Genomic DNA, 19873 nt, shown 5'->3' on the forward strand with positions numbered 1-19873 from the left:
CTATCTACGCGACAACCTAGCGGGTGACACTGAACTACTTCGTCAGCGAGGACTTCACTTCGCGATCGTCGACGAGGTCGACTCAATCTTGATCGATGAAGCCAGAACCCCGCTTATCATCTCAGCCCCGTCACCTCGCACTCCTGAGAACTACCAGACGTTTGCACGTATCGCTAAGCGCTTAGTTCCTGATGACTATATCTTGGATGAGAAGAGGAAGCAGGTTGCCCTAAGTGACGTCGGTGTCGAGAAGGTTCAGAAGATTCTCGGTGTCGAGAACCTCTTTGCTCCTGAAAACGTTCACTTGGTCTACCATATGGACCAGTCTCTACGCGCCCAGACACTCTTTAAGCTCGACAAAGACTACGTTGTTGACTCATCTGGCGAGGTCATCATTGTTGATGAATTCACCGGGCGTTTACTGCATGGCCGGCGCTACAACGAAGGACTGCACCAGGCTATTGAGGCTAAAGAGAACGTCGAGATTAAGCAGGAGTCAATGACTCTTGCGACCATCAGCTTCCAGAACTACTTCAGGATGTACGGTAAGCTGGCCGGCATGACTGGAACGGCTATGACTGAAGCCGAGGAGTTTCAGCAGATCTATGACGTTGAAGTGGTCGCTATCCCGCCGAACCGGCCTGTTGTCCGCGATGATCGATCCGATAAGATGTTCAGAAGTGAACAAGGTAAGTTCAAGGCTCTTATCGAAGAAGTCGGGCGGCTACATAAAGAAGGGCGTCCGGTCCTTCTTGGTACCGTCTCTATCGAAAAAAACGAACTACTCAGCAGTCTTCTTACTAAGGCAGGTATCAAACATGAGGTTCTTAATGCCAAGAACAATGAGCATGAAGCGCTGATTGTTGCTAAAGCCGGCCAAAAAGGGGCCGTCACCCTCGCCACCAACATTGCAGGACGTGGTACGGATATCATTCTAGGGAAGGGTGTTAAAGAACTCGGTGGCCTCGTTGTTATCGGCTCTGAGCGACACGAATCCCGCCGCATCGATAACCAGTTACGCGGTCGTTGTGGACGTCAGGGTGATCCAGGTATGACCCAGTTCTACGTCTCGGCCGAAGACGACCTTCTGCGAATCTTCCAGGGTGATCGAATTGCCTCGCTAATGGGACGGCTTAAAATTGCCGAAGATATGCCGATTCAGAACAGAGCATTCTCAAGAACGCTTGAAGCTGCCCAGAAGAAAGTCGAAGGCTTCAACTTTGATACTCGAAAACACGTCGTTCAGTACGACAACGTCATCAACCGTCATCGCAAGGCAATCTACAGTACTCGACAGGAGATTCTCAAGAGCGAGGACATCAGCCCGCTCGTTAAAGACCTTATTGAGGAAGAAGTGCGCTCGCGAACAACTATCAGCCCGAAGCAGAACCGGCAATTTGCCGAAGAGTTTGAGGCGGTCATCCCGCTTGATAAGAGGGTAATCAAGAAAATCGCCGATGCCTCACCGGAAAAGGCACGTATAGAGTTGGCGATTAGGTCCGCAAATAACCTCTACAATGAGCGCGAGAAAGACTTCACATCTGAGCGTATTCACAGGGTTGAGCGTGAAGTTTACATGACCGTTCTCGACCAGCTTTGGATGCGTCACCTTGAGAACATGGAGCACCTCCGAGAAGGCATTGGCCTTCGTGGCTATGGTCAGAGAGATCCACTTGTTGAATACCGAACTGAGGCACAGCGCCTCTACGAGGCACTTCAGGGTGTCCTTCGTATGGAGGTCATTCGAGCGGTCTATCACATTCAAAAGAGCGAGGTTATCAAGGCCGAAGAGGAAGCCTTCGAAACCGAGCTGACAAAGGCGGCGGCCGGTGCTATAGACGTCGGTGTTAATGAAGTTGGTCAACCCACGCAGCATGCTGATTTCGAAAATCCAAACACTGTCATTTCTCAACAGAAGAAGACCATTCGCAAGAAACGAAAGATTCAGCGTCAAAACCGCAAGAAGAACACGAGAAAGCACTAAAGAAACAATGAAGCATTCAGTCGAAGAAGTCGTCCTGACAAATGGAATGCGTGGTTTGTTAGTGGATGTTCCCGATGCAACAGTTATGAGCTTTCGCTTTCACCTGAGGGCAGGCGATTACTTCGCACCGATTGACCAATACGAGTCGGCTCACATCATGGAACATATGGTGCTTGGGGCTAACGAACGCTTTCGGACCTCTCGCAAATTTAATGCAGAGTTCCAAAAGAATGGTGCATACAACAATGCGATGACCGGCTACGTCTCGATGTATTATGTGGCCGAATGCGCCGACTTCGAGTGGGAGCGCATTCTTGAGCTGCTAGTTCTATCTATTAGTAAACCCTATTTTACTCAGGAAGAGTTCAAAGCAGAATATGGCAACGTACATGAAGAACTGACTGGTTTTCTAAACAACCACAACAGAGTTCTTTTCAGTGAACTGAACAAAGCCTTCGACCCGACTGGCAGACTGAAGACTGATGCAGATCGTCTTGAGTTGATGAAGAATGTCGATACGGCCGCTGTTAAGACACACTACAAGAAGACTCATCGCAGCGACAACTTCCGATTTGTTATTGCTGGCAACATGAAGGGCCGTCGAAAACAGATCGAGCGACTGTTAGAGAGTGCAGACCTTGAGAGAGGGGAGCGTTTTGCTTTCCCAGGCGATACCATCAGATCGCTCGATTCGGCTCTCTACGTCGAGCGCAAAGAAGTTAAAAACCTCTCATTTGATCTGAGCACCTTTAAGATGGAGCGCATTAGCGAAGAAGAGCAGTACGCCCTACACCTAGTTGATACGATGCTGACAGCAACCCTTCACTCGCTAATCCTTGGTGAGGCGCGCGAACGTGGCCTGGCATACTACGTTTGGTCTACATTTGATATGGGCAGCAACAACACTTCCTGGGATTTTGGAGCGGAAGTTAGCAAGAAGAATATTGAACAACTTTTTGATATCATGACGTTCCAGCTTCGTAAGATTCTCGATGGTGATATTGATAAAGACGATATCGAGATGGCTAAACAATACCGACTTGGTGCCTTCCAAATGGGCGCGCAAACTGTCGGTAGTTTTGTGAGAAGCTATGGTTCACGCTACTTCTACGATGAAACAATCACCGACTATGACAACATTCCCGATCACATCAAGGCCGTCACCAAGACGCAGATGGTTAAAGTGGTCCAGGAGATGTTTGAAGACGATGTCTGGGGACTTGGCGTGCTTGGTAGTTGCGGTACCGAATACGCCGAAAAGCTGAGAGAGAAACTTCAAATCCTGTGGAGGTAGGTCTCGTGGAGAGCGTACAGCGCCAGGTTGAAGAGCTGTCAGGGAAGATTAGGGAAGCCATTGTCACTGCTAAGATTGGTCAGCTAGAGCAAGAGGACGAGCAACTCACTAAAGAGGCCAGTGACCCTCAGTTTTGGAACGACTCACTACGAGCGCAGGAGGTAACGAGACGACAGGTTAAACTGAAGACCCTGATTGAGCCGCTTCGACAGCTTGAAAAGGATGTCAATGATTTGAAGGAGTTGGCCCGGCTTGGTGATGCTTCGATGACCGAAGAGCTCGTAGGCCAAATCGGAGAACTCGAGAACCGATACTCAGAGATGCAACTGGCTGTCAGTCTGTCGGGTCAATACGATGATCACGATGCAGTAGTTGAGCTTAGAGCTGGCGCAGGTGGGACTGATGCTCAGGATTGGACTAAAATGTTAGAGCGTATGTATCTTCGTTGGGCCCAAGCTCATAAGATGAAGACCGAGATAGTTGATAAGTCCGCGGGTGAAGAGGCGGGCATTAAGAGTGAGTCGATCGTTATAAGCGGTCAGAATGCCTATGGTTTATTGAAGGGTGAGCATGGTGTACATCGTTTAGTGCGCCTAAGCCCGTTTAACGCAGACCATCTCAGACAAACCTCGTTTGCTATGGTGGAAGTACTACCACAAATCGACCGCCCTGAAGAGCTACCACTCGATGAAAAGGATCTTAAGATTGACGTCTTTCGGGCCGGTGGCCATGGGGGCCAGTCGGTTAATACAACGGATTCTGCTGTCAGGGTCACTCACGTCCCGACCGGGATTGTTGTCACGATCCAAAATGAGCGTTCCCAACTTCAAAATAAGGAAACTGCCTTAAAGATTCTACGTTCAAGACTGGCGCAACTTCAGCTTGTTCAGCACAAGGAGAGAATCGATGAGTTGAAAGGTCCGAACCAATCTGCGGAGTGGGGGAATCAGATACGTTCGTACGTCCTTCACCCGTACACTTTAGTAAAAGATAACCGCACTAAGCATGAAGAACACGATGCGCAGCGTGTTCTCGATGGTGATCTTGATCCGTTCATTAATAGCTATCTCACGAGCAGCACCAAGTAGACCTCCGTTAGCGTGATACAATGCGATTAAGCATGACAGAAAGGACGGATTCTTAAATGCAGACTAGCCTTGACCCTAAAGATTTTCAGACCTTTGTCTATAAGTCCTTTCAGTTTGATGATGGCTGTCATAGTCTTCAACTGCACTACGCGCTTGAAGGTAGCGGGCAACGTCTGAACTTTACTGAAAGTATAGGCATTCCCTCAGAAGATGGACCCTTCGTGAGTGATAAGTCGATATGGGATGGGGCGGATCGATTAGGTCGCCTTCTATTCATAGCCTGTGGCCTTAGCTACTTCAACCTTGCGGCCCCCAGAAACGTGCGCGTCGAAGTCCCGATCAGCGGTGTAGAAAATCAGTTTTTAACAACTCTTTTCTCCAAAGGGCTGACTGAGTTTGCCTATTCGAATAACTTGCCAAATGCCCTCCATCCAACTATAGAAGCTAGCCAGAGAATTGATCCGAAACCTGTTAAGTTAGCCAACGTGCTTAAAAAGAGTGATACACCAGTAGTTATGATAGGGGGTGGCAAGGACTCTATTGTGACCATTGAATCGCTACGAAGCTCCGGTCACGACAAGCAACTTCTTTTCTCGGTTAACACATTTGCACCGATGCAAAGAACAGCCGAGGTGGCTAGTTTTCCATACATACATGCAAAACGAACCCTAAGTCCTAATCTCTTTGAGCTCGACGAGACACAGCTCTACAAAAGACGACATGTCCCAGTGACCATCATCGTCTCATTGGTGGGCGTACTTACGGGTATCCTCAACGGCCACAGCACTGTTATTCTCTCTAATGAGCGCTCCGCTTCTGTCGGTAACGTCACTTGGGAAGGAGTCGAGGTTAACCACCAGTGGGCGAAGAGCCTAGAGGCCGAAAAACTACTGACCGATACACTCAAACAAGTCGTTTCGCTCGACATTTCGTGTTTCTCGCTGCTCAGACCGCTATCAGAGCTACGGATTGCGCGCCAATTTGCAAAGTTAACACAGTACCACGCAGTCTTTACGAGCTGTAACCGCTCATTTCGTCTTGACCCATCACAACGTTTCCACGATTGGTGTGACAATTGCGATAAATGTAGATTCGTTTTCCTAGCTCTCGCCCCCTACTTAAGTAAGGAAGAGCTGCTTGGCATTTTCGGCAAAGACCTACTGGCTGATCCGAGCCAGCTACGTGGGTATCAAGAGCTACTCGGTATTGTTGGCCATAAGCCACTCGAGTGCGTTGGCGAGCTCGAAGAGACTCGTTTGGCTCTCGAGCTAGCCAAAAAGACAGGGAACTGGGATAACGTTGCAACTTTCAACCAGCTTTTGAAAGACCTCCCTGAGAGCGTCATGCCGACCAAGACACAAGTGGCCGAAGTCTTTGAGACCTCATCATCACACCTGATTCCCGGACAGTTTCAGGGAGCATTAGATGAAATTGAGTGATCTCGCCGGTAAGAAATTTGCAATCTGGGGAGTGATCCGCGAGGGTACCATCATGGCTAACGTGGCTGATAAAGCTGGGGCTATCGTTAGTCTTGTTTCCGACAAACGAGGGGATTCCACACCGGATGAGCTGACCCTAGAAAGTGGTAAAAAGCTAACTGTCCAGAAGGGGAGTGATGCACTATCCGCTTTGCTTGATGCTGATATTGTCTGCAAATCACCCGGGATTACCATGCATCACCCATTTGTCGACAAGATTAAGGCCAAGAATATTCCGCTTACATCTGCTACCAAGCTGTGGCTTGATGAATATACAGACAAAACAATAGCCGTGACTGGCAGCAAGGGCAAAAGTACAACCGCTAGTCTACTCGCGCATCTTATGGAGCGTCTAGGCTTTGACGTCCAACTCGGCGGCAATATCGGCGTACCTCTCTTTGCGCTACCCAAAGGACATCGCTGGTATATAGCAGAACTTTCCAGCCATCAGACGTACGACATTGACAGATCACCATGGGGTGCCGTCTTTACGGCTCTCTTCCCGGAAAATCTCGACTGGTATACCAGTGTCGAAGAGTACTACAGCGCCAAGCTTAACCTAGCTGCCCATAAGCCACACTTCGTGGTGGCAAACGGAGATAACAGCGAACTACATAGACGACTGCCGGCTGCGATCACGGCACGAGTCGAGTGGGTCCCGTCGAACCAGCTTAAAGTAGATGAGAATGGCGCAGTTGTTTTTAAGGATGCAATACTGATACCTTCAGATAAGATTCCTCTTCTTGGCCGCCACAACCAGATCAATCTCTGCCTCTGTCTTCGTGTGCTTGAGATGCTCGATGTTGATCTGCGGGAAAACAGAGACCGATTGGCCAAAGCGGTAGCCGAGTTCGCACCGCTTGCATACAGGCTACATCCGATCTCACAGAAAACTGGGTTGCGATGGGTTGATGATGGTCTATCGACGAGTCCAGAAGCTACGATCGCAGCCCTAGAAACCTTCCCTAGAGAAGAGGTAACAGTCCTAGTCGGTGGGCATGACAGGGGGCTCGACTATACATCTTTGAAGAAGTATCTGTCGGAACGAAACCAGCCGGTCACAGTCCTTACCATACCTGATACCGGCGATGCGATTGCTGAGCTCTTAATGGATCTACCAAAACATACGATTACGAGATGCTCTTCACTAGAGGAGGCCGTCAAAAAAGCTGCCGAGGTGACACCAAAGAACGGCGTGGTACTTCTTTCGCCAGGGGCGGCAAGCTTTGGACGATTCAAAGACTACGAGGCACGCTCGGCGGCCTTTAAGAAATATATTGACGAGCTTTGACTTTTAACAGAGGTGTATTGCGCGTGTTATCCCTAAAACCTTATGGTAAAATAGTCAGGTGATCTTACTAGACCGTGTGACCAAGATATATGGTAAAAACATTACGGCCTTAAATCGAGTAAGCATACATATAGAACCACGCGAATTCGTAATCATAGTGGGGACTAGTGGGGCAGGAAAGTCAACTTTCCTGAAATTGCTTACTCGAGAAGAGAAGCCTACTTCCGGCAAAATCGTTGTCGGCGGTATTGACTATGACACGCTTAAAAACAGAGAGATACCCCTCTTGCGACGCAAGATAGGTACGGTCTTTCAGGACTTTAAGTTGCTACCGAACCGAACGGTCTTCGAGAACGTCGCCTTTGCTCTCGAAATCGCAGGGATGAGCAATCGGGAGATTAAACACACTGTTCCGAAGGTTCTTGATCTCGTCGGTTTGGTTGGTAAGGAGAGTAACTTCCCAGATGAACTCTCTGGTGGTGAGCGACAAAGAGTGGCGATTGCTCGGGCCGTTGTCCGCCAGCCGAAGATTCTGCTAGCAGACGAACCAACAGGTAACCTTGACCCAAAGCATGCTTGGGATATCGTCCGTATTCTCGAGAAGATCAATAAGTATGGGACGACTGTTGTCCTCACTACTCACAATCAGGATATCGTCAACAAACTCAAGAGGCGGGTGATAACCATCAGCCACGGCAAGGTTGTTAAAGACCAAGCTAGGGGGAGTTACACGCAGCAATGAGGCGTTCGTTCATCACTTTTCTGAGGATCGTACATACTGGAGCTAAAAGCTTGCTTCGCAACTCGTGGCTTTCAACGGCGGCGACGGCAATCATGGCAGTTACCCTGACAATTATTGTTCTAACATTCGTCGCCAACATGACGTTTAACGGCCTGATCCAATCATTCACCAGCAAGATAGATGTTGCAGTTTATCTCAACGACAACATTACACCTCAGCAGCTGGCAGGCTTCGAGAAGGAACTAAGAGCATCACCCAACGTCGCTTCGGTCTCCTACACCAGTAAGGCTCAGGCTCTGGCATCCTGGGAGAAAGCGAATTCCAACAATCTTAGTCTCCAAAACGCTCTGTCACAGGTTAGCAATCCTCTGCCAGCATCGATCCAAGTAACACCTAAAGATCCGAATCAGCTTCAGAGTATTGCCAATATAGTTGGCGAGCCTGCCAACCTAAATCTCCAGTCAGGAGAACCATCCTATTCGGGTGTACGTAAGCAGGCTATTAACAGAATCGTCTCAATAGCTCACTTCATCAGGATCGTCGGTATAGGGGCAAGTGCGGTTTTTGCTATCATTTCCATCCTGATCATCTTTAATACCATCAGAATGGCCATCTTCAATCGACGCGACGAGATTGAGATCATGAAGCTTATCGGCGCGAGTAAGTGGTATATCCGCGGGCCATTCATCGTCGAAGCTGCACTCTATGGTGTGATTGCGGGTGCTATAACGCTCGCTTTTACCATGGGGCTTCTTGATACGCAGGTGCCTAATATCGCAACGTATATACCGCAGATCAGTAGCACCAGCCACTATTTCTCAATACATCGGATCTGGATCATGCTAGCTGTTATTGGTGTCGGTATGTTGATAGGTATTCTCTCGTCTCTACTAGCTACACAGCGGTATCTAAAGATGCATGCCACACCGACTCGTCGCCGTTTTCTTGGACGCCGGCTGAGTGCGACCACTACTCGAGACGCCTAAAGCTTCTTGCCCTAGCTTGACTGGGGTAGACAGGATAGCCTATAATAAATGAGCACATGCTTCACTTGTTAGCAAGCGTAAAAAACAAACCCAAAAAATCTCTTCTCAACCAGATTAGGCACATAAGAGGGTACGGAGGGATACTCTTGGCTTTTGTCCTCGCTTTTTCACTTCCTGTGGCAGTCTATGCAGATCAATTTGATACACAGATCCAACAACTCCAGCAACAACAATCACAGGCTCAGTCCCAATCTGACCAGCTTGGACAAGAAGCGGGTAATATCCAGGCTCAGATAGATACACTAGAGAATCAGATCGCATCAGTGCAGGCTCAGATTGATGCTAATACGGCCCAATATAACAGTCTGACACAGCAGATTGCTGCTGCTCAAGCTGAGCTTCACAAGCAACAGGGGATCCTCGGGGCTGACATCAAGGCGATGTACCTACAAGGTCAAACTTCGACCATCGAGATGCTGGCTTCCAGTCAGAATTTAAGCTCGTTCCTTAATCAACAGCAGTACACCAGCGTTGTTAAAGACGAGATCGTGACAACGATGGGTAAGATTCGCCAACTTAGGGAGAAGCTATCCAGCCAGCAGCAACAAGTAACAATCTTACTCAATCAGCAGAAGCAGCTAGATGCAACATTGGCTGGTCAGGAGTCGCAGGCAAATGCGGACTTGGCAGCGACCAATCAGCAGAAGGCTCAGTTTGATGCAAGTGTCGCCAATCTCTCGGGTCAGATAGCTACGCTACGAGCCGAGCAGGCTGCAGCACTCGCCGCGGCGATGGGCTCGGGTGGCTCAAGCCCTGTCGGCGGAGTCATTACGTATACTGGTCTGAGCGGTAACGTCTCTGCTTGCGGAGGGGGCTACCCAGCCGTCTACTGCAACGCGCCGCATGACTCACTCGTTGACCAATGGGGCCTCTATAACAGAGAGTGCGTCTCCTATGTTGCTTGGGCCGAACAGTATGAATATGGCCATCAGGTCCCTGACTTTAACGGAGCCGGTAATGCTGACCAGTGGATTGGGACTTTAGCTGCCGACGGTGACGCTTATGCCGATGGCAACCCGACTGTTGGAGCAGCAGTGTACATGCCGATCGGTGGTGTCGGCCATATGGCGCTTGTTAATTCGGTATTTTCACAGAACGGTCAGACTTGGGTCTACGTCAGTCAATATAACTTTGATATGAATTTAAGTGGTGACTATAGCACTATGGACGTTGAGGTAACGCCGAATCTCCAGTTCATCCACTTCACGCACTAGAATTAGTGATTACGCAGTCTGTGCTTTGTTTTCTCAGCTAACTTCCAAGCTCGATATAAACCCATCTTGAGGGGTAAGTCATAAGTCGGCTGATAGCTTTTGACTTCGCCACCGAAACGGAGTTTGAATTCGGTGACACCCTGCAGGCCGGGATAGTTAGGGCTACCTATTCCCAAGAAATCATATGAAACGACCCCATCATCTTTGAGAGCTCGCATAATCTCAATATGCAACAGGTACGGAGCGCTCTCCTGACGAGCCGCTTCATTACTCGCTCCGTAGTAGTATGTACCGTGACGTCCGTAGATAGTAACGATAGCCCAAGCAATTGGGGTATCATTCTGAAAAGCTGCGTAAAAACGAACGTGTTCACCAAGATCTCCGAGCATAGAAGTGTATGTGGCAATAGGGTGGGCGAAAAACTGGTCTCGGGCCGCGGTTTCTCTCATGATTGCGTGGTACGGTTCAAAATGAGAGCTTGCCTCGTGAGTAGGTACTTCACGGATCGTAATACCCGCTTTCTGGGCTTTTCTCATCCCTCGCCGGGCGCCTTGGGACATACTGGCAAGTATCGTATCGAAATCTTGGGTAAGATCGACGACTGTCGTTCGCTCGAGGAGTGACTTTGAGTAAGCTGGCCTAACGCCGCCTTCTTTTGCCGGCAAGCTAAGGCGGATAAAGAGAGATGACTGGTTGACCTCGCGATTGACCAGCTGCTTAAGAGTAGCAACCAGTGAGGCTAGCTCGTGGCCCGATACTTTTTCGGTCAGCAATGTCGGGCCATTATTGATCCAGACGTAGCCGTACCCCTTCATCTTAAAGTGGAGTAAAGAGGCTGTAGCTAACTGCTTCTGGCCATCGTTTATAAGGTACGTTCCGATGTATGTCCGGTCAGGTATATGGTCTTGAAATCGGCCCCATTCTGGCGACTGTTCGACAGGGAAGACTATCTGAGGATGAGATTGAACAACATTTGTATACATTTGTTCATCTATTTTGCGATATTCCATAATCTGTTGGCCCATCACTATGCTTTTGTCACTTGCCATGATAGTATCATGAAAGCAGTAAGTCTTGGAGGGTGTGCAGTTGTCTATAGAAGCAGATAAGAGCTCTTTGCGTCGCTCAAATAGTGGAGTAAGCGGAATTTTTAAGAAGTTACATTGGGGTATGATCGTTTCCTACTTGATAGTTGCGATCATCTTTTTTGGTTTTGGTTATAATGCCGGCGGGAAGTTCTGGTTTACCAAGTCGACACAGAACAGCAGTCTGCCATCACAGCTTAACTACAGCTCCGTCAATCAGCTTTATCAGCTTCTTAAGAGCAACTATGATGGCAAACTAACTGAACAGCAGCTCGTCGATGGTATGAAGAACGGCCTTATCCAATCGACGAACGATCCTTACACTGAATACTTTACGGCCTCTCAGGCCAGCTCGTTCAATAACGAGCTGAACGGTAGCTTCAGTGGTATTGGGGCCCAACTTGGTTTGCGTAATAACAACCTGACCATTGTTTCGCCACTCGCAGGCTTCCCGGCCCAGAAAGCAGGCCTGCAGGCAGGCGACATCATCCTCTCGATCAACGGGGTGAGTACGACCAACATGAATATTGATGTAGCCGTTAACGATATACGTGGTCCGAAGGGCACGACGGTAGACCTGAAGATCCTGCGCGGTAATCAAAGCCTTGATTTCAAGATTGTTCGTCAAGACATAACGGTGCCGAGTGTTACTTGGAGCGTTAACAATGGCATAGGTGACATGGTTATCACTCAGTTCGCTAATGATACTGCCGGGCTTGCAAACAAAGCCGCACAAGACTTCACCAATCAGCACGTAAAAGGTATTATCCTAGACCTGCGTGGGGATGGTGGAGGTTACTTACAGGCAGGTGTTGATGTAGCCAGCCTCTGGCTGCCACAGGGCACTGAGATCGTTCAAGAGCGTGCTGGCAGCACTGTACTTAATAGTCTTACTTCAACTGGCGATGATACTCTCCATGGCATACCGACGGCAGTGTTGGTTGACGGTGGGACGGCTAGCGCGAGCGAGATCGTCTCTGGTGCACTCCGCGATAATAACGCTGCTACCCTTATTGGCTCACAGACATTCGGTAAAGGTGTCGTCCAACAGATCTTCAATCTGACTGGCGGGAGTGAGGTAAAGATCACAGTTGCCAAATGGTACACACCAAACGGCCAAAACATCAACCATCAAGGCCTTACACCGAAGATAGTGGTGCCTATGACTACGTCTGACGTAAATTCTGGACAGGATCCGCAAAAGGCTCGGGCTGTTGAATTTCTCCAGACTGGTAGGTAAGATAAAGAGGTTAGATTGAATCATCGTAGGGTACGAGCTGGGCAATGGATTCAAAGAAGAAGATTCTCTTAGTAGAAGACGACGAAGCACTGGCAAAAGTATATCTTGCCCGTCTTAATGTTGAAGGTTTTGAGGTAGAGCATGTTAGTAACGGAGAGGATGCACTCTCGGCTGCCATCAAGTTCAAGCCAGATCTTATCCTTCTCGATGCTATGATGCCGAAGATCACTGGTTTTGATGTTCTGGACATCCTTCGTAATACCCCTGAGACTATGAATATTCGCATCGTCATGTTGACGGCTCTTGGGCAGGCTAAGGATAAAGAGCGAGCCGAAAAGCTTGGTGTTGACGACTACCTCGTTAAATCACAAGTGGTTATCGGCGACGTTGTTGATCGCATCAAGTACCACTTAGGAATGAAATAAGAGATAATTACTCAACGGTAACGAGTGTTTTGAATGAACTCTTGCCGCTGTAGCTACGACTTTTAACTCGCTTGAACTGGACAATGCCATCTTTAGCAGCGTGGATAGTAAAGTTTCGGCTAAGAAAAGTGCCAGGACCGGCTTGCTTAGTAGAGCCAACCTGTCGTACGATAATCTGTCCAGTTTTAACAGCCTGGCCGCCAAATAGCTTAACGCCGAGACGTTGGCCTGGAGAATCGCTTAAGTTTCGGGCTGCACCCGCAGCCTTTACGTGTGACATAGTGGGTTCACTACTTTCTACTTATTACTAACAGTTCGCGAGCGACAACTTGATCATTTCTAAAGTAGAGAAGACCTCTGTTATCTGCATACGAAAAACTGTGCTGATTATAGCCGATTTCTCCCAGATGGTCAATAAGAGGTAGGTGGCGAAAATCTTGCTGCGTTTTCCAAGCTGGAACGGCAATAGTGCATCTAACACCTTCGGTGAGTTGCGGTAAAAGGTTGACCAGGAACTCACGCAAAAGCCCGTTACAATCTTCGACGATCTTATCTAATTTGGCCCGGTCTGGGGTATTTGCAAGTGGAGGGCCAAGATAAACCTCGGTTACTACATGGCCGACCGGCTGCTTCCATGTATGCGTCTTAGCGTCTGCAGTCGCAAGCTTGGCGGAAGTATTAATGTCCCCGCCATGGCTTGATAGCCATTCTAGATTGGCTTTCGTATATTCGATCATCTTAGGGTTAAGGTCACTTCCCTGAAGCGTGCTGTCTCGCAGAGAAGCCTCCATTAAGACCACGCCAGTTCCACAGAATGGATCTAAGACGAGAGAACCTTGTCCCGCCTCAGCTAGATTAAGCATGATTTGGGCTAGTTTTGGAGGTAGCATGCCGACAACCATATCCCTTCTGGGGCGACCAAAGTCCCTCGTGCTGTAGCTTTCAATGTCTTGGACTGCGACAGTCCATCCCAGAAAGGTCTTTTCCTTACCACCAACAACGACTAGTTCGCGGTTGTGGCCTTTTGTTAGGTCGTTGTGAATGATCTGGGCGCTGCTCAGTTCAATACCTTTCGTAGCGGTAACAAGACGAACAGACGGATAGATTGGACGGATATATTTCTTTAAGTCGAGGCCGAGCGCCTGTAAACGGTGAGAACTAAGAGCTAATCCATAGCAACTTATCCCAAAGTTAAACTTGCCTTCCTCAAGAGAGGAAGCGTATGCCCCAACCCAGTCTTTGAGCTCGTCGGCTATATTAACCACGTCAGTGGTTGAGAGTTCTTTGACAAGCTTGGCGATCTTCACTGTGCCGCCGAGGTTGTCTTGAACGAGCAGGTCCAGACTATCGTTAACAATAACAACCTGATCGTTGACCGGCTGCATATTTGCTGGGCCGAGAATGGATTCAAGCTCGGCAAGCGATAGTTCGGGTTGTCTACCAAGAATGCAGATTTTATTGTGCATTTCACAGATATTATAGCCTAATGGTCGTCTGTGCGAGATCAATGATTAAGGTATAATCGCAGATAACGATGAAACGCAAGATCCTGCTGAATATCATTACTCTTGGCGCGCTCGTGATCCTGATAGTGCTCATGCGGCACCAGTTTTCACAAGTCTATAGCCACTTAAGCAAACTTAGTCTCATCCCTCTTGCTTTACTGATTCCCTTGGAACTCAGCAACTATTGGGCTGAAGCCAAGATGTGTCAGGAGTACTTCTTCGTCCTTGGTGACAAGGTTCGTATATGGGAACTGATGAAGGCTTCGTTTGAGCTCAACTTTGTTAATATTGTCTTCCCGACTGGGGGAGTTTCAGGCTTCTCGTACTTTGCCCTTCGCATGAAGCCGCTTGGTATCAAGACAGCTCACTCAACGATGGTGCAGGGGGCTCGCTTTGTTCTGACCTTCATTACCTACGTACCACTGCTCTTTCTCGGTATGCTCCTACTCGCCATTGTTGGTAAAGCAAACTATTTAACAATCTTCATCGGCTCGTCGATTACGACACTGACAATTGTCGGCACGATTATCATGATCTATATCGTTAGCAACAGGCGGCGGGTACAGACGGTGACGGCTTTCGTCCCCAAGATAGTCAACTGGGCAGTTCGCCACTTCTATCGCAATAAGGAACACGAAGTCATCAGTGTTGAGAAAGTGGAGCGAGTCTTTGGTGAACTCCACGATGACTACCTCGAAATCACCAGTGACCTTTCACAGTTAAGAAAGACGTTCTTTTGGGCGTTGATGAACAATGTGACTGAGTTGGCGGTTATCTATATGGCCTTTGTCGCAGAAGGTCACTGGATCAACCCGGGAGCTATCATCATTGCCTATGCGGTTGCTAACTTTGCTGGGCTTATCTCGACTTTCAGCGGTATTGGCCTTTATGAATTTTTAATGACTGGTATCATGGCCTCCGCTGGGGTACCCGCCGCTTTAGCCCTTTCGGCAACCTTGGTCTACCGGGTAGTTAATATCGTGGTCTTTGTGCCTGTTGGCTACTATTTCTACCGTCAGTTTCTGAGAGAGAAGAATACGCTTTAAATGGAAGAGTTCGTCTTAACACCCGCCGAATGCCTGGCCTTAATTAATCAGACGCTAGAGATAGCTTACCCGACGGTTACCGTTGAAGGTGAGATTGCTTCGTTTAAGCTGAGCCAGGGTAAGTATGTCTTCTTTGACCTGAAAGACGATGAAGTGACGCTTAGCTGCTTCATGATGGCTTGGACACTACGACAACCTCTTGAAGATGGCATGCGAGTTCGGGTTCTGGCTAAACCTCGTCTCACTAAATGGGGCAAGTTTAGTCTCAACATCGACCAAGTGATGCCAGTCGGTGAGGGGAGTATCAAGAAAGCCTTCGAGTTACTCAAGGCCAAGTTAGAAGCAGAAGGCTTGCTAGACGAGAGTCGCAAGCGACAACTCCCACATTTTCCGCTCCGCATTGGCCTGATTGCTTCTGTTGAATCGGCAGGCTACGTTGATTTCATGAAGATACTCAACGCTCGTTGGCGAGGGCTAGAGATAGAAGTAGCTAACGTTCAGGTGCAAGGGTTGCTAGCAATTGACCAAAATATTGCCGCCGTTAAGTATTTCAACGAGCAGGCTCATCCAGTTGAAGTACTCGTTATGGTGAGGGGCGGAGGAAGTGCAGACGATCTAGCTGTCTATAATGATGAACTGTTGGCCCGGGCGATTGCAGCAAGCCGGATTCCGACTCTGGTTGGAGTTGGACATGAGGTAGACACTTCACTTGCGGACCTCGTATGTGACCTCCGCGCGGCAACACCGAGTAATGCTGCACAACTTCTGGTCCCTGACCAGAGAGAAGTGTCTCAACAGGTAAAGTACCTGCGAGACCAGATCCAACGAAATATGTCTCTCCACATCGATACCATGCGCAATCAGATAACGAATGCTCAACAGATCTTGATGCGTGCACTGCGCCTAGACGATAAACAGTTAGCCGTAACAGTATTAGTGGATAGGCTCGTGGCGGCGGAGGGCTACAAAATGGGTGAGACTAGGCAGAAACTACGTGGATTGGAACGAGTCCTTCGTCAAGTAGATCCGAATGTTGTTTTACAGCGAGGTTATGCGCTGGTGCGGGGTACGGGTGGTAAAGTAATTTCATCTGGCACTCATTTGAAAGAAGGAGATATGATACAAGTAAGACTGCGCGATGCGTCAATCGAAAGTGAGGTCAAAGGTGTCAAATTCGGATGATAAAAAAGGTAGCTTCGAGGAGAAGCTCAAAGAGCTTGAACTGATTGTCAGTTGGTTTGAATCTGAAGATGTTGATCTAGATAAGAGCATGAAAAAGTTCGAGCAAGGCATGCAACTCGCTAAAGAGCTTGAAAAAGAACTCAAGGAGGCCGAGAACAAGGTCGAGGTCATCAAGCGGAAGTTTGCTCAGAGTACAGAGTAGATGAGTCTTATCTGGGCAGTTGCGGCCGTCCTGGTAGGTTCTATTGGTTTTGTAGTCTTTCGGGGGGCACCATATTTACCGACGCATGGGAAAGATATTCGAACGCTACTCAAAGACCTTAAGATGTCGAAGAGTGATGTCTTTGTAGACCTTGGCGCTGGTGACGGTGCACTAGTCAGGGCTGCCTCATCAAAGGGGGTGATATCGTACGGTTACGAGCTGAGTCCAATCGTCTTTGCTATAGCATGGGTACGGTGCCTGCGCTTCAGTAAAGGTCACATGAGGTTGGCAGACCTGTGGATGGTCAGGTTGCCATCGGATACAACAGTTGTCTACACTTTTCTCCATACTCGGTTTATGGGAAAGTTTGATCGGAAAATGCGTAGTGAAGCAAAGCGGCTTGGCCATCCGATCACGGTTGTCAGTTATGCCTTTGAGATTCCGGGCAAGCGTCTAGTAAGACGAAGTGGAGCCTTATATTTCTACCGCTACACTTGAGCACTTTACAGATATTGCTGTGGTGCGTAAGATAAGGGTAATCATGAAGCATAATCACTCTCAAGCTGGTGTGATAGACTCACTGCTTATCCCGGTTATTGTGCTCTGTCTCTTGGTGGCCGGCCTGGCAGTCTTTGCGGTCAAGGAATACGGTAGCGCTCAAGATTATAAGAACAACGTTGATCAAAAAATTCAGGTGGCTGTTGCAGCTGCTGAAACTCAGCAACAAGCGCGACTACAGGCCCAGTTTGCACAAGAAGAGAAGCAACCCTATGTACGCTACACTGCTCCTCAGCAATTTGGGAGCGTTAGCTTCAACTTCCCAAGGACATGGAGTGTCTACGTCGGTGATGATGGCAGTACGGGTGATGGAACCTATACGGCATACTTCAACCCGAACTCGGTACCTCCAACAAGTAACAACGACCCCTATGCTCTCGAACTTTCAGTTAATACGTCAGACACCTACTCGAATTCGTTGCAATCTTTTCAAGGACAGGTTGGGAACGGACTCGTTGCAGCTCCTGTCAAACTAGCTAGAGGTAACGGCATGGAATTGAGTGGCGCCATTAGCAACACGATCACCGGCACTATGATTGTTTTCCCGCTGCGCGGGGGCACGGTTGAGCTATCTTCACAATCACCGTCGTTCCTAGCAGACTTTACCAACACCGTTCTACCCAGTCTGACTTGGAGCCCGTAACAGCTAACGAGAGATCGGTTATTGCTTCGCCTTGTACCACGCTGGACGTGGTACACTTGTTGTAGATCTATGGAGGAGGTGAACGTACAACAGCCAATCTCGCCGTTGATTGCAGCGGCCCATGAGTTAAAGACGCCCCTGCTCCTTATAAACGGCCTCTCAACCCATCTTCTTAATCACGGTAAGCTCAACCCGGACCAGCGCGAGATGCTCGAACGTATCCTGCTCTCGTCTGGATACAGCCTTCGTTTGGCCGAAAGCCTAGTCGATAGCTACCAAGTGGCTCAAGCGCAATTTGAATTTCCCCTCGAACCAGTCAACGTATCTCAGGTTGTCGAAGAGGTTGTCCACGAACTCACTCCATACAGCAAGAAAATCGATCGCGAGATTATTACCTCGCTTCGTCAGCGGAATGACATGGTTGTAGCTCATAAGACTTTCTTTGGTGAGGTTGTTTATAGCCTGCTAGACAACGCCCTTCGTCATGGCAAGGGCAAAGGTAAGATAGTGATAACCAACAGGCAACATCGCGAGTTCTCAAGACTTACAATCCGTAACGAGGGGGCTGTTCTAAGCCAGAGAGACCTGAGCCAGCTTGAACGGAATCTGGGAACATACTTGGAAGCCGCGCCAAGCTTAGGAGGCACTAGCGGCATCGGCCTCTATATCGCTCGCCAGCTAGTGGGTGCGATGAGCGGAAAGCTTGGATTAGAGCGGAAACCGAGCCACACTGGAGTATACGTTGACCTGCTCAGCTCACAACAACTATCATTTCTTAGCCCATGAAGAACAAACGCCGCGTTCTGATCATAGAAGGTGATCCGTGGCTTGCAGATTTGTACCGCGTCACTCTCGAATCGAAATTTGAAGTGGGAGTTGCTGGTGATGTTCCAGAGGCTATCGATGCAATCGAGGTCAAAGCTCCTGAGGCCATCGTTCTTGACCTAACACTACCCGAATATAATGGCGTCGCACTGTTACACGAACTCCGATCACATCCTTACTATTCAAAAATCCCGGTTATTCTGCATAGCGCTATACATCCAGAGCGCTGCGCCTTGAACCGAAACCAATGGCATCAGTATGGGGTTGTTGACTACGTCTACAAGATGGATTCATCGATGCAGACACTTGTGGTGGCGGTTGAGAGGCTCTTCTAATGCCGTATCGGCAGTACCGAACGAATGGCCTCGTCATACGTCGCGTAGATTACGGCGAAGCCGATCGAATTTTGACCTTATTGACGCCTGAACATGGCAAGGTGGGAGCGATCGCGAAGGGGGTCCGCAAGAGTAAGAGCAGACTAGCTGGCAGTATTGAGTTCTTTGCGGAGAGCATCTTCACACTCGTCGAAGGGAGAGGTGAGCTAGATGTTGTCTCGTCGGCGCGGCTCGAACACTTCTACGGTAACATCATGCGCGACTATGACCGTCTGGAGTTTGGCTACGAAGCGATCAAGTTACTGCATAAAAGTACGGAAGATCTTCTAGGGCCCGAATTTTATCAGTTGCTCAAACATACTTTCATCTATCTAGATAACACCAGAATCCCTCCGGGGGTCGTCGAAGTTTGGTTTAGGCTGCATCTCGAAGATATACTCGGGCGCTTACCCTCACTTGAACGTGATGCAGTGGGGGATAGGCTCCTTCCTGAGCAGTGCTACGTCTTTGAACCGAACGAAAGAGGTTTAGTGAGTAGCCCACGAGGTGATCTAACTGCCGATCACATAAAACTACTACGCTTGGCTGAGAAACACTCGCCAGCCGTGCTGGCACAAGTGGCAGACGTCGGCACACTTTTGCCAGCATGCTTAAACTTCGTTCGCCTTGCGAGCGCTCAGTAGTGTTCTG

Annotated in this window: 21 protein-coding genes; 18 read left to right on the top strand and 3 right to left on the bottom strand. The window is 48.8% G+C overall.

The features are described 5' to 3' along the window. The 8 genes from VGS28_04390 to VGS28_04425 form a co-directional block, all read left to right on the top strand. The coding region (locus VGS28_04390; GenBank protein HEV2413008.1) for a preprotein translocase subunit SecA at nucleotides 1-1984 on the top strand (1984 nt) is incomplete at its 5' end. 7 nt (nucleotides 1985-1991) lie between these two features. Further along, nucleotides 1992-3278 carry an insulinase family protein gene (locus VGS28_04395; protein HEV2413009.1) on the top strand — a complete coding sequence of 429 codons (1287 nt, stop codon included), beginning with the start codon at nucleotides 1992-1994 and terminating at the stop codon, nucleotides 3276-3278. Nucleotides 3279-3283: 5 nt separating this feature from the next. Further along, nucleotides 3284-4366, top strand: coding sequence for a peptide chain release factor 2 (prfB, locus tag VGS28_04400; GenBank protein HEV2413010.1), 1083 nt, complete (start codon nucleotides 3284-3286; stop codon nucleotides 4364-4366). Between the two features lie 56 nt (nucleotides 4367-4422). Beyond that, nucleotides 4423-5805, top strand: a complete 1383-nt coding sequence (locus VGS28_04405; protein ID HEV2413011.1) for a hypothetical protein — start codon at nucleotides 4423-4425, stop codon at nucleotides 5803-5805. Further along, nucleotides 5792-7135 carry a UDP-N-acetylmuramoyl-L-alanine--D-glutamate ligase gene (gene murD, locus VGS28_04410; protein ID HEV2413012.1) on the top strand — a complete coding sequence of 448 codons (1344 nt, stop codon included), beginning with the start codon at nucleotides 5792-5794 and terminating at the stop codon, nucleotides 7133-7135. Before VGS28_04405 ends, murD begins: the two co-directional genes overlap by 14 nt. A gap of 58 nt (nucleotides 7136-7193) precedes the next feature. After that, nucleotides 7194-7877: a cell division ATP-binding protein FtsE gene (gene ftsE / locus VGS28_04415; protein ID HEV2413013.1), complete on the top strand. Its 684-nt coding sequence runs from the start codon at nucleotides 7194-7196 to the stop codon at nucleotides 7875-7877. Next, nucleotides 7874-8863: a permease-like cell division protein FtsX gene (locus VGS28_04420; protein ID HEV2413014.1), complete on the top strand. Its 990-nt coding sequence runs from the start codon at nucleotides 7874-7876 to the stop codon at nucleotides 8861-8863. Before ftsE ends, VGS28_04420 begins: the two co-directional genes overlap by 4 nt. A 56-nt stretch (nucleotides 8864-8919) precedes the next feature. Further along, on the top strand, nucleotides 8920-10137 hold the full coding sequence (locus VGS28_04425; GenBank protein HEV2413015.1) for a CHAP domain-containing protein: 1218 nt from the start codon (nucleotides 8920-8922) through the stop codon (nucleotides 10135-10137). Nucleotides 10138-10139: 2 nt separating this feature from the next. Here the strand turns inward: VGS28_04425 and VGS28_04430 are convergent, their stop codons facing one another. Then, the gene (locus tag VGS28_04430; protein ID HEV2413016.1) at nucleotides 10140-11186 is read right to left on the bottom strand and encodes a peptidoglycan bridge formation glycyltransferase FemA/FemB family protein; all 1047 of its coding nucleotides are present in this window, start codon (nucleotides 11184-11186) and stop codon (nucleotides 10140-10142) included. A gap of 121 nt (nucleotides 11187-11307) precedes the next feature. Here VGS28_04430 and VGS28_04435 point away from each other — a divergent pair, with 121 nt between their 5' ends. Further along, nucleotides 11308-12462: a S41 family peptidase gene (locus VGS28_04435; GenBank protein HEV2413017.1), complete on the top strand. Its 1155-nt coding sequence runs from the start codon at nucleotides 11308-11310 to the stop codon at nucleotides 12460-12462. 44 nt (nucleotides 12463-12506) lie between these two features. Further along, nucleotides 12507-12887 carry a response regulator gene (locus VGS28_04440; protein HEV2413018.1) on the top strand — a complete coding sequence of 127 codons (381 nt, stop codon included), beginning with the start codon at nucleotides 12507-12509 and terminating at the stop codon, nucleotides 12885-12887. 7 nt (nucleotides 12888-12894) lie between these two features. On the opposite strand, the gene VGS28_04445 is transcribed toward VGS28_04440, so the two are convergent. Together VGS28_04445 and VGS28_04450 are read right to left on the bottom strand one after the other, a co-directional pair. After that, nucleotides 12895-13167 carry a 50S ribosomal protein L27 gene (locus VGS28_04445; GenBank protein ID HEV2413019.1) on the bottom strand — a complete coding sequence of 91 codons (273 nt, stop codon included), beginning with the start codon at nucleotides 13165-13167 and terminating at the stop codon, nucleotides 12895-12897. A gap of 10 nt (nucleotides 13168-13177) precedes the next feature. Further along, complete coding sequence (locus tag VGS28_04450) at nucleotides 13178-14353, bottom strand: hypothetical protein (GenBank protein HEV2413020.1); 1176 nt, start codon at nucleotides 14351-14353, stop codon at nucleotides 13178-13180. Nucleotides 14354-14421: 68 nt separating this feature from the next. Here VGS28_04450 and VGS28_04455 point away from each other — a divergent pair, with 68 nt between their 5' ends. From VGS28_04455 to recO, 8 genes are all read left to right on the top strand, one after another. Continuing rightward, nucleotides 14422-15438, top strand: a complete 1017-nt coding sequence (locus VGS28_04455; GenBank protein HEV2413021.1) for a lysylphosphatidylglycerol synthase transmembrane domain-containing protein — start codon at nucleotides 14422-14424, stop codon at nucleotides 15436-15438. Beyond that, entirely contained in the window at nucleotides 15439-16620 is a 1182-nt protein-coding gene (gene xseA / locus VGS28_04460) for an exodeoxyribonuclease VII large subunit (GenBank protein ID HEV2413022.1), read from the top strand. Beyond that, nucleotides 16604-16822 carry an exodeoxyribonuclease VII small subunit gene (gene xseB, locus VGS28_04465; protein ID HEV2413023.1) on the top strand — a complete coding sequence of 73 codons (219 nt, stop codon included), beginning with the start codon at nucleotides 16604-16606 and terminating at the stop codon, nucleotides 16820-16822. Before xseA ends, xseB begins: the two co-directional genes overlap by 17 nt. Beyond that, a complete protein-coding gene (locus VGS28_04470; GenBank protein ID HEV2413024.1) occupies nucleotides 16823-17320 on the top strand; it encodes a hypothetical protein in 498 nt (165 codons plus the stop codon). It begins immediately after the preceding gene. A gap of 43 nt (nucleotides 17321-17363) precedes the next feature. Next, complete coding sequence (locus VGS28_04475; GenBank protein HEV2413025.1) at nucleotides 17364-18023, top strand: hypothetical protein; 660 nt, start codon at nucleotides 17364-17366, stop codon at nucleotides 18021-18023. Between the two features lie 78 nt (nucleotides 18024-18101). After that, nucleotides 18102-18809: a HAMP domain-containing sensor histidine kinase gene (locus VGS28_04480; GenBank protein ID HEV2413026.1), complete on the top strand. Its 708-nt coding sequence runs from the start codon at nucleotides 18102-18104 to the stop codon at nucleotides 18807-18809. Further along, nucleotides 18806-19183 (top strand): response regulator, encoded by a 378-nt coding sequence (locus tag VGS28_04485; GenBank protein HEV2413027.1) that lies wholly within the window; start codon nucleotides 18806-18808, stop codon nucleotides 19181-19183. The genes VGS28_04480 and VGS28_04485 overlap by 4 nt, the downstream gene beginning before the upstream one ends. Further along, a complete protein-coding gene (gene recO / locus VGS28_04490) occupies nucleotides 19183-19866 on the top strand; it encodes a DNA repair protein RecO (GenBank protein ID HEV2413028.1) in 684 nt (227 codons plus the stop codon). Before VGS28_04485 ends, recO begins: the two co-directional genes overlap by 1 nt. The last annotated feature ends 7 nt before the right edge of the window (nucleotides 19867-19873 follow it).

It is taken from the genome of Candidatus Saccharimonadales bacterium, assembly GCA_035945435.1.
In the GTDB taxonomy this organism is placed as follows: Bacteria; Patescibacteriota; Saccharimonadia; order Saccharimonadales; family DASZAF01; genus DASZAF01.

What these genes read in the sequence shown, in the direction of transcription:
- xseA (HEV2413022.1), top strand. Translation starts at nt 15,439, where the DNA reads ATGGAAGAGTTCGTCTTAACACCCGCCGAATGCCTGGCCTTAATTAAT.
- VGS28_04485 (HEV2413027.1), top strand. Translation starts at nt 18,806, where the DNA reads ATGAAGAACAAACGCCGCGTTCTGATCATAGAAGGTGATCCGTGGCTT.
- VGS28_04450 (HEV2413020.1), bottom strand. Translation starts at nt 14,353, where the DNA reads ATGCACAATAAAATCTGCATTCTTGGTAGACAACCCGAACTATCGCTT.
- VGS28_04395 (HEV2413009.1), top strand. Translation starts at nt 1,992, where the DNA reads ATGAAGCATTCAGTCGAAGAAGTCGTCCTGACAAATGGAATGCGTGGT.
- VGS28_04445 (HEV2413019.1), bottom strand. Translation starts at nt 13,167, where the DNA reads ATGTCACACGTAAAGGCTGCGGGTGCAGCCCGAAACTTAAGCGATTCT.
- VGS28_04425 (HEV2413015.1), top strand. Translation starts at nt 8,920, where the DNA reads ATGCTTCACTTGTTAGCAAGCGTAAAAAACAAACCCAAAAAATCTCTT.
- VGS28_04440 (HEV2413018.1), top strand. Translation starts at nt 12,507, where the DNA reads ATGGATTCAAAGAAGAAGATTCTCTTAGTAGAAGACGACGAAGCACTG.
- VGS28_04475 (HEV2413025.1), top strand. Translation starts at nt 17,364, where the DNA reads ATGAAGCATAATCACTCTCAAGCTGGTGTGATAGACTCACTGCTTATC.
- recO (HEV2413028.1), top strand. Translation starts at nt 19,183, where the DNA reads ATGCCGTATCGGCAGTACCGAACGAATGGCCTCGTCATACGTCGCGTA.
- VGS28_04455 (HEV2413021.1), top strand. Translation starts at nt 14,422, where the DNA reads ATGAAACGCAAGATCCTGCTGAATATCATTACTCTTGGCGCGCTCGTG.
- VGS28_04435 (HEV2413017.1), top strand. Translation starts at nt 11,308, where the DNA reads ATGATCGTTTCCTACTTGATAGTTGCGATCATCTTTTTTGGTTTTGGT.
- VGS28_04405 (HEV2413011.1), top strand. Translation starts at nt 4,423, where the DNA reads ATGCAGACTAGCCTTGACCCTAAAGATTTTCAGACCTTTGTCTATAAG.
- VGS28_04420 (HEV2413014.1), top strand. Translation starts at nt 7,874, where the DNA reads ATGAGGCGTTCGTTCATCACTTTTCTGAGGATCGTACATACTGGAGCT.
- VGS28_04470 (HEV2413024.1), top strand. Translation starts at nt 16,823, where the DNA reads ATGAGTCTTATCTGGGCAGTTGCGGCCGTCCTGGTAGGTTCTATTGGT.
- murD (HEV2413012.1), top strand. Translation starts at nt 5,792, where the DNA reads ATGAAATTGAGTGATCTCGCCGGTAAGAAATTTGCAATCTGGGGAGTG.
- VGS28_04430 (HEV2413016.1), bottom strand. Translation starts at nt 11,186, where the DNA reads ATGGCAAGTGACAAAAGCATAGTGATGGGCCAACAGATTATGGAATAT.